Consider the following 9,245-nt stretch of genomic DNA (forward strand, 5'->3'; position numbering starts at 1 on the left):
CTGACGGACAACGGCGAAGGATTCGACATGCGACACCTCCGGGCGGCGACGGCGACCGCTCTGACGATCACTTTCCTGGGGTGCGGTCTCGTCACCGGCACGGCCTCGGCCACGACGGTCGTGTCCGGGCAGGCCCGGGCCACGAAGGAGCTGCGGGCGCTGGAGACCTCGTTCAAGGGACGCATCGGCGCGTACGCGATCGACACCGCCAACGGCAGGACGATCGCGTACCGATCGGACGAGCGGTTCCCGCTGTTGTCCACGTTCAAGGCGATGGCGTGCGCGGCCGTGCTGCACAAGGCCCGCACCTCCCAGCCGGGGCTGATGAACAAGCGGGTCCGGTGGACGGCCCGCGACCTGGTGGACTACTCCCCCGTCACGGAAAAGCACGTCAAGGACGGCATGACCGTGGCCGGGCTCTGCCACGCCGCCATCACGATGAGCGACAACACCGCGGGCAACCTGATCCTCAAGCAGATCGGCGGACCGGCCGGGCTGACCCGGTACTTCCGGTCGCTGAAGGACCGGGTCTCGCGCCTCGACCGCTGGGAGACCGAGCTCAACGACTGGACGCCCAAGAGCCGGCGCGACACCACCACCCCGTCGTCCATCGCGCGCGACCTGCGCGCCGTCACGTACGGCAAGGCGCTCAACGCCAAGGACCGCGCCCGGCTCAACGCCTGGCTGATCGCGAACAAGACCGGTGACGCCCGCATCCGCGCCGGCCTGCCGAAGACCTGGTTGATCGGCGACAAGACCGGCACCAACTCCGACGGGTTCGGAGGCGGGAACGACATCGCCGTCATCTGGCCGAAGAGGGCCGCCGCCCCCATCATCATGGCCATCTACACCAACCGCAGGCCCGGCCTGGCCGCCGACGACAAGACGATCGCGAAGACCGCCGAAGTCCTGGCCCGCGGGCTCGGCAGGCTCTGATGACACGCCGGGGGACGCAGGTCGTCCGCCTCGCCGCCGTGGGGGCGGCGGCGGGCGTGCTGGTCGCGGGGATCGCGCTGCCCGCCGTGGGCGGCGCGGGCTTCGGGTTCGTGGCGGCGGCCGACGGGGTGAACCTCGAGCCCGCCGACCTGGTCGAGCCGCCGCCGGCCGAGGTCACGATCGTGCAGGACGTCAAGGGGAAGGAGATCGCGCGTTTTTACGAGGAGTATCGCGAGATCGTCGGCTTCGACGAGATCGCCGGCGTGATGAAGACCGCGATCGTCTCGATCGAGGACTACCGCTTCTACGAGCACGGCGCGATCGACGTGGAGGGCACGCTGCGGGCGCTGGCCGCGAACCTGCGGGCGGGCAGAGTCAGCCAGGGCGGGTCGAGCATCACCCAGCAGTACGTCAAGCAGGTGCTGCTCACCTCGGCCGGCAGCGACGAGGAGCGCAGCGCGGCGGTGGAGGCCAGCTACGCGCGCAAGCTCAGCGAGCTGCGGTACGCCATGGGCGTCGAGAAGAAATACACCAAGGACCAGATCCTCGAGAAATATTTGAACATCGCGTATTTCGGCGCCGGCGCCTACGGCGTCGAGGCGGCGGCCGAACGTTTCTTCGGCGTCAAGGCCTCCGAGCTGACCCTGCCCCAGGCGGCGACGCTGGCCGGGGCCGTGCAGGATCCCAACGCCACCGACCCCAACCTGGGCCGGGCGCAGCGCGAGCGGCTGCGGGCGCGGCGTGACGTCGTGCTGAGCCGGATGGCCGAACTGGGCAGGATCACCCCGGCCGAGGCGGCGAAGGCCCGTGCCACCGCGCTCGGGTACAAGGGCACCAAACTCCCCGGGGGCTGCGAATCCAGCAAATATCCGTACTTCTGCCTTTACGTGAGGCACGAGATTCTCAGCGACCCCGCTTTCGGCCCGACCGCCGAGGCCCGCCTGGCCAGGCTCAACCGCGGCGGCCTGACCATCACGACCACGATCGACCCGGCCGCGCAGGCCGCCGCCGACCGGGCGATCAAGAGGTGGGTCAGGCCCTCGGACCACGCCGTGGCCGCCGAGGCCCTGGTCCAGCCGGGCACCGGCGCGATCAGGGCGATGGCCGCCAGCAGGCGCTACGGCCGCGGCGCCGACAGGAACGAGATCTCGTACAACGTCGTCGCGGACGCCGCGCACGGCGGCGGGGCCGGGTTCCAGGCGGGCTCCACGTTCAAGACGTTCACCCTGCTCGCCGCGTTGAAGCAGGGCATGAAGGTGGACGACGGCCTCAAGGCGGGCGCCGGATACCGCGCGCCGGGGTACGCCGCGTTCAGGAACTGCGCGGGCGAGAACGTCGGCGACCCCGCGCACACGGTCACCAACGACGAGGGCTCGCCGGGCTGGAAGACGCTCCGCACCGGCACGTGGGGCTCCGTCAACACCTTCTTCATGGAGCTGGAGCAGCGGGTCGGGCTCTGCGAGACGGTCACGATGGCCAAGTCGCTGGGCATCCGCCGCGCGGACGGGAAGAAGCTGCAGGAGTACGAGACGTTCACGCTCGGCATCAACGAGATGGACCCCGTGACCGTGGCGAACGCGTACGCGGCGATCGGGGCGCGCGGCCGCTACTGCGCGCCGATGGCGATCACCCGTGTCACCGACGGGAACGGCAGGACCATCCGTTACCGGCCGAAATGCCGCCAGGTCCTCGACCCCGCCGTCGCGGACGCGGCCTCGGCGGTGTTGTCGGGCGTGTTCACCAAGGGAACGATGAGCGGTGTCGGCGGCATCGGCCGGGACGCGGCGGGCAAGACCGGCACCACCGACGACTACGCGGCGGCGTGGTTCGCCGGGTTCACCCCCGACCTGGCGGGCGCGGTGAGCGTGGGCGACCCGCGCGGCTCCCAGCGGCACAAGCTGGTCGGGGTGCGGCTCGGCGGCCGTTACCACGGCGCGGTGCAGGGGGCGAGCGTGCCCGGCCCCATCTGGCGGGACACGATGGCCGCGGCGCTGAAGCGGGTGGCGCCGACGTCGTTCACGCCGATGGACCGGGACCGGTTCGGCGGTTGCGGCGCGCTCTGCCGCCCTGAGCGACCTGGCACCGCGGACCAGGAGCGGCGGGACCGCGAAGCCCCGGGGACGCGGGACCGGGCGGAACCCGGGGACGCCCCGGGACGATGATCGGGAGCCGCGCCGGGCAGGCATGACCGGGTCGTGCGACCTGCCGTTCGCCGCCGGCGCGGCCCCTCCGCAGAACATTTGCGACATTCGACAGCGACCAGGATTTAATAGCGGATTACGGACTATTCGGTCAAATATGCCCCTGTGACGGGTGATTCGAGTGTTCGGATTCATCCGCAACATGATGAGGTGACCGGACGCCAAAGCCCTTGGTACCGATGTGGCCGGACTCTGACAGAAGCACACGCCATGATCGACTCGCCACGGGCAACGGCGACCCTTCTCTCTCTGATCCCGACGGCAGGCCTCGCCGCCTGTTCCGCGGAGGCGGACCCGCGCGGGCAGGTCCTGGAGGCCCTGCCGAGGGCCAGGTCGTGACCCCGGCCCTCCTGGACCACAAGGGCAGATCCGTCCCCTGCGGCGACGGATGGATCGACGACGACACAGTGTTGTGCGACGCGGAGGACAGGTTCGGCGCGCTCGGCCTCGCGCCCGGCGCCAAGCCTGGAGCCCCCGTGGTTCCCGAGAACGACCACCGGAACGAGGTCATGGTGATCTCCTCCGACGGTCAGAGGTTCGTGTTCCTGTGGGGGAAGGGCACCACGCGGGAGCACTACGTCTGCGACACCGCACCGGGCTCCACGCCCAAGAAGGTCGAGCGGCGGGACGGCCACCGCGGCACGTGAGCGGAGGCCGCCCTGCGGGAGCCCGGCGGCCGAGCGGGTCATAGGATGGCCGCATGGCCACGTGCGAACACCTCTCCCAGGTCGGCGACCCCGCGGCGAGGACACCGGAGGGTTGCGAGGAGTGCCTGGCCGGCGGAGGCCGGTGGGTGCACCTGCGGCGCTGCCTGGAGTGCGGTCACATCGGCTGCTGCGACTCCTCGCCGGCCAAACACGCCACCGCGCACTTCCACGCCACCGGCCATCCCGTGATGCAGTCCTACGAACCCGGCGAGCAGTGGCGCTGGTGCTTCGTGGACAGCCGGATGGGTTAGCGCTCCAGCATCGCCTCTTCGAGGTCGAGTTGCGCCATCAGGTCGCGCAGCACCTCGTCCTCGAGGCGGCGTTCGTCGCGCAGGCGTACGAACACCCGGCGCTCGGCCTGCAGCATCTCGCGGCGCAGACGCCGATACAGCGCGCTGGGGGTCTCCGCGCCGTCCTGGCCCGTGCCGCCGCCCAGGCGCTCCCACGCCGACAACGACCGGCGCCACACCTTCTCCCTCAGCTGGTCGATGACCTGTTGCTCGATCTCGTCGGGCTCGTCCTGCCCGGCGATCAGCCGATCCAGCTCCGCCAGCCCCTCCTCCAATGCCGCCTGCTGGGCCGCCGCCGCGGCCAGACGGTCCTCGTACTCCTCCTGGTCGCTCGACACGCGGAGCCGCCTGATCAGCGCGGGGAACGTGGTGCCCTGGATCAGGAGAGTGCCGATCACGGTGGTGAACGTCAGGAAGAGCACCATCGCGCGGTCGCGCTCGGACACCTCCGGCGGGACGGCGTACGCCGCCGCGAGTGACACCACACCCCGCATGCCCGCCCACCCGAGCAGCGTCACCTGCCGCCGCGAGGGCGGCCGCTCGCCCCTGCGCAGCAGGCCGACCAGGGACGTCACCGCGAACAACCACACGAACCTGGCGGCGATCGTCACCGCCAGCACCGCGGCCGCGTAGCCGGCCATCCGCCACGGGCTGACGCCGGTGAGCCCCTCGGCCACGGTCTCCAGTTGCAGCCCGATCAGCGCGAACACGATCGCCTCGAGCAGGAAGGCGGTCACCTTCCACACGGCGCCGGACACCAGCCGCGTCCCGAACCCGCGCAGGTGCATCCGATGCCCCAGATGAAGGCCGACGATGACGACCGCGATCACACCGGAGGCCTCCACAAACTCCGCCGCGAGGTAGGCGGCGAACGGGATCAGCAACATCAGCGCGTTCTCAACCAGCGAGTCGCGCGTCCGCTCGAACACCCACGACAGTCCGCAGGCCAGCGCCAGCCCGACCGCCACGCCGCCCGCCGCGGCGAGCAGGAACAGGCCCGCACCCTCGGCCAGGTCCACGGAACCGCCCACGGCCGCCCCGATGGCCACCCGGTAGAGCGTCAGCGCGGTGGCGTCGTTGAACAGGCTCTCACCGACGAGGATCGTCAGCGTACGGCGCGGCAGGCCGAGCCGCCGCCCGACCGCGACGGCCGCCACCGCGTCGGGCGGGGCGACGATGGCGCCCAGCGCGAACGCCAGCGCCGGCGGCAGCCCCGGCAGCATCAGGTGGACGACCAGCCCCACCACGGCGGCGGTGAACACCACCAGCCCGACCGACAGCAGCCCCACGGGCCGCCTGACCTCGCGCAGCCGCAGATAGGAACTGTCGAGCGCGGCGGAGTAGAGCAGCGGCGGCAGGAACACGAACAACGCCAGATCCGGGTCCAGCGGCACGGCGGGCACCAGCGGCGACACCAGCAACCCGGCAGCGACCAGCAGCAGCGGCGCCGGCCATCCCCGGCGCCGCGCCACGGCCGAGATCACGACCGCGCCCCCGGCCACCAGCAGCAGTTGCAGGCCCATGGTGGGATCCACCGGCGCTCCTCCCCCTCGGCCCGATCACCCCGCCGTGAGCGTACCCACGAGGGGAGAGTGCCCAGCGCTCAGCGGCCCTTCCCGGCGCGCACGGCCCGAACGGCGGACACGGACGCACACACACCCCACCGCGGCACGACCACGACACCCCGCACCGCGAACAAGGACCGCGTGGCCTGCGCGGAGCACGCGGTGGCGCGGAAAGGAGACGCGCGGAAAGTCCGCGCGGCGGAACAGTCACATGCGCGGGGACGACGGTTCGCGGAGTGGCCGGCGGACGGCCGTCACCACTCCCTGCGGTCGCTTCTCTCGTGGTAGTCCGGCTGCTCCGGGCGCAGGCGCTCGCCCGTGGAGAACATGGGATCCCCGACGTACGGGCGGGTCATCTCGGGATCGCCGTGATCGTCGCGGCCCATGGCCATCAGCGGGTCCACGGGGTTCTGGCGGGCGGGCGCCTGACGCTGCTGCGGGGCCGGGCGGGGGCGGCCCGCCCCCGGGATGCCGTGCATGGGTGTGCCCAGCCCGGCCGTGCTCGGCTGGGGCTGGGGGTAGGTGTCGGAGCGGCGTCCGTAGGGGTCGGACGGGTACGGGTCCGACGGGTAGGGGTCTGGCCGGTGCTGCTGGGCCGGCTGGTAGGGGTCGGCGGCCTGCGAGGGGAAACCCAGCGGGTCGGTGTTGACGGGCGCCTTGGGCCGCTGGTCACCGGGCAGCTGGTAGACGGGTTCGTCCACGTACTGGGGGCCGGTGAAGGGTTCGGCCTGCGGCTGGACGTAATGAGGCCCGCTCATCGGGTCGGCGGTGTACTGGGGGCCGCTGAACGGGTCGCCGGTGTAGGCCTGCTGCGGGCCGGTCTGGTCGACGTATTGAGGGCCGGTGAAGGGGGCCCTCTCGCCGTAGGCGGGGGCGTGCTGCTGGGCCGCGCTGTCGCCGTAGGCGGAGGTGCGCTGGTCTTTCGGCGCCGCGCTCCCACCGTACGAGGCCACCAGCTTGTCCTGGGGGGCCGGCGGCGCGCCCCTGGCCACGAGCACGTCGTTGGGCGACAGCGCCGCCGTGGGCCGGTCGTCCGGCTGCGGCTGCTGCGGCGGTTGCTGAGCGTGCTGGGGCGGCCGGTGGTATTGGCCGGTGCCGGGGATGGTTTCGGTGCCCGGCTCCTGGGCGGGCACGGCCGGCTGCTCGCCCGTGGCCTCGGCGTAGCCGTCATCAAGGGTGTCGAGCAGCCGCCCGACGTCCTCCATGGGCATGCGGAAGCTCGCCGTGCACATTTCGCCGCGCCAGAGGCTGAGCACCAGCGTGCCCTCATGCCACGTGACGCGGAGACACCGTTCCTGACCTCGCGCATCGAAGAAGACTTCGCCGAACGACGGCAAGGGGACAACTTCCGACATGGAGGACATATTGCTTTAACCAGCCTTTATTCGTCCACTCAACCCGGAAAACCCTACGGGACCGGTCTTCCCACCTACACCGGGACTTCCTCTGGTCACGCACGGTGGAGACTTTCCAGTACCAGCTTGAGTCCCGATCGACCAGTGTGCCATGCGTGCCGTCGCGCCGATTCAGGAATGCCGGGATGCGTCTGGCCGATCACACCGCGTTCGGCGCGGCGACCCCGGAATGCGGGTAGCGTTTACTGCCGTGCCGGACTCGCATCTCCCGTCAGTGGACGAACTGCTCAGCATCGCGGTCAACGCTCTCGGAGGGAGCGAACGGCAGGGCCAGGTCACCATGGTCCAAGCCGTGCGGAAGGCCCTCGACGACAAGGCGCACTTGGCGGTCCAGGCGGGCACGGGCACCGGCAAGTCAGTGGCCTACCTCGTGCCCTCGATCCGCCACGCGATGGACAGCGAGAAGCCGGTCGTGATCTCCACGGCCACGATCGCGCTGCAACGCCAGCTCGTCGACCGCGACCTGCCGAGGCTGTCCGAGGCGCTGGGCAAGGAGCTGCCGCACGAGCCGACGTTCGCCATCCTCAAGGGCCGCCGTAACTATCTGTGCCGCTACAAGGCGACGGCGGGCTGGCCCGAGGAGGACGAGCAGGACCAGCTCTTCGACCCGCGCGAGGTGAGCGCCACCGGCCGCATGGTGCAGCGCATCCAGGAGTGGGCCGAGGAAACCGAGACCGGCGACCGCGACGAGCTGGTCCCCGGCGTGAGCGAGCAGGCGTGGCGGCAGTTCTCCGTGAGCGCGCAGGAGTGCCTCGGCGCCAACCGCTGCCCGAGCGGCGCCGAGTGCTTCGCCGAGCTGGCCAGGGCGCGGGCGGGCGAGGTCGACGTGGTGGTGACCAACCACGCGCTGCTCGCCATCGACGCCATGGGCGAGCTGCCGGTGCTGCCCGAGCACGAGGTCGTCGTCGTCGACGAGGCCCACGAGCTGGTCGACCGGGTGACGTCGGTGGTCACCAGCGAGCTGTCCGACGCCTCCGTGATGCTGGCGGTCCGGCGGGTCGGCCGGCTGATCGAGCAGCCGATCGCCGACCAGCTGATGGAGGCCGGCGAAGACCTCAAGGCGCTGCTGGCCGCCGCGCCACCCGGGCGCATCGACGAGCTGCCCGAGGTGCTCGGGCTGACGCTGGCACTGGTACGCGACACGGCCTGGCGATGCATCACCGCGCTCGGCCCGCGCAACGCCGACAAGGACGATCCCGACAAGGCGGGGCAGCGCAAGGCCGCGTTCACGGCACTCGACGAGGTGCACGACACGGCGGTGCGCATGCTGGAGGCGTACGGGCACGCCTCCGAAGCCGACCGGGCCGAGGTGGTCTGGCTCGACTCCGGCACCGACCGCCGGCCGCCGATGCTCCGGGTCGCGCCGCTAAGCGTCAGCGGCATGCTGCGCGACAAGCTGTTCGGGGAGCGCACGGTCGTGCTCACGTCCGCCACGCTGGCGCTCGGGGGCACGTTCGACTCGCTGGCCGCGCAGTGGGGGCTGGGCGAGGGCAAGAGCTGGCAGGGCATCGACGTCGGCTCGCCGTTCGACCATCCGCGCGCGGGCATCCTGTACGTCGCCAAACACCTCCCCCAGCCGGGACGCGACGGCCTGCCGCAGGCCTACCTCGACGAGATCGCCGAGCTGATCGAGGCGGCCGGGGGCCGCACGCTGGGGTTGTTCTCGTCGATGCGGGCGGCCAAGGCGGCCACCGAGGCGCTGCGCGAGCGGCTGGACGTGCCGCTGCTGTGCCAGGGCGACGACTCCACGATGCTGCTGGTCAAGCAGTTCGCCGACGACGAGCCGACGTGCCTGTTCGGGACGTTGTCGCTGTGGCAGGGCGTCGACGTCCCGGGCCCGTCGCTACGGCTGGTAATCATCGACCGGGTGCCGTTCCCGCGCCCCGACGACCCGCTGACCTCGGCCCGGCAGCGCCACGTGGCGGCCAAGGGCGGCAACGGGTTCATGGCGGTCGCGGCCAACCACGCCGCCCTGCTGCTGGCCCAGGGCGCCGGCCGCCTGCTGCGCGCCCAGAACGACAGGGGCGTGATCGCGGTCCTCGACCCCCGCCTGGCCACGGCCCGCTACAGCAGCTTCCTCCTGGGCTCCCTCCCCCCGTTCTGGCGCACCACAGACCCCGCCATCCCCAGG

The 9,245-nt window shown here is 71.5% G+C and carries 7 protein-coding genes; 5 read left to right on the top strand and 2 right to left on the bottom strand.

Annotated features, from left to right (window positions below; translation table 11 throughout):
• Nucleotides 1-27: 27 nt before the first annotated feature.
• From bla to GUY59_RS29120, 4 genes are all read left to right on the top strand, one after another.
• Entirely contained in the window at nt 28-936 is a 909-nt protein-coding gene (gene bla, locus GUY59_RS29105) for a class A beta-lactamase (RefSeq protein WP_138204503.1), read from the top strand.
• Nucleotides 936-3,098 (top strand): transglycosylase domain-containing protein, encoded by a 2,163-nt coding sequence (locus GUY59_RS29110; RefSeq protein WP_138204505.1) that lies wholly within the window; start codon nt 936-938, stop codon nt 3,096-3,098. Before bla ends, GUY59_RS29110 begins: the two co-directional genes overlap by 1 nt.
• A 374-nt stretch (nt 3,099-3,472) precedes the next feature.
• A complete protein-coding gene (locus GUY59_RS29115; RefSeq protein ID WP_138204507.1) occupies nt 3,473-3,784 on the top strand; it encodes a hypothetical protein in 312 nt (103 codons plus the stop codon).
• A gap of 53 nt (nt 3,785-3,837) precedes the next feature.
• Nucleotides 3,838-4,095: a ubiquitin carboxyl-terminal hydrolase 14 gene (locus GUY59_RS29120; RefSeq protein WP_138204509.1), complete on the top strand. Its 258-nt coding sequence runs from the start codon at nt 3,838-3,840 to the stop codon at nt 4,093-4,095.
• Here GUY59_RS29120 and GUY59_RS29125 read toward each other — a convergent pair.
• Both GUY59_RS29125 and GUY59_RS29130 read right to left on the bottom strand, forming a co-directional pair.
• Nucleotides 4,092-5,669 carry a Na+/H+ antiporter gene (locus tag GUY59_RS29125; protein WP_330849228.1) on the bottom strand — a complete coding sequence of 526 codons (1,578 nt, stop codon included), beginning with the start codon at nt 5,667-5,669 and terminating at the stop codon, nt 4,092-4,094. The two genes, GUY59_RS29120 and GUY59_RS29125, sit on opposite strands and share 4 nt — an antisense overlap.
• 284 nt (nt 5,670-5,953) lie before the next feature.
• Nucleotides 5,954-7,054 carry a hypothetical protein gene (locus tag GUY59_RS29130; protein WP_161714751.1) on the bottom strand — a complete coding sequence of 367 codons (1,101 nt, stop codon included), beginning with the start codon at nt 7,052-7,054 and terminating at the stop codon, nt 5,954-5,956.
• A 229-nt stretch (nt 7,055-7,283) separates the two neighbouring features.
• Between GUY59_RS29130 and GUY59_RS29135 the strand changes: the two genes are divergently transcribed.
• A partial coding sequence (locus tag GUY59_RS29135; protein ID WP_161714752.1) for an ATP-dependent DNA helicase occupies nt 7,284-9,245 on the top strand: 1,962 nt, incomplete at its 3' end.

This window comes from Nonomuraea sp. K271 (genome assembly GCF_009908215.1).
Classification (GTDB): domain Bacteria; phylum Actinomycetota; class Actinomycetes; order Streptosporangiales; family Streptosporangiaceae; genus Nonomuraea; species Nonomuraea longispora.

Coding starts and splice junctions, on each gene's coding strand:
- bla (WP_138204503.1), top strand. CDS start 28: ATGCGACACCTCCGGGCGGCGACGGCGACCGCTCTGACGATCACTTTC.
- GUY59_RS29110 (WP_138204505.1), top strand. CDS start 936: ATGACACGCCGGGGGACGCAGGTCGTCCGCCTCGCCGCCGTGGGGGCG.
- GUY59_RS29120 (WP_138204509.1), top strand. CDS start 3,838: ATGGCCACGTGCGAACACCTCTCCCAGGTCGGCGACCCCGCGGCGAGG.
- GUY59_RS29130 (WP_161714751.1), bottom strand. CDS start 7,054: ATGTCGGAAGTTGTCCCCTTGCCGTCGTTCGGCGAAGTCTTCTTCGAT.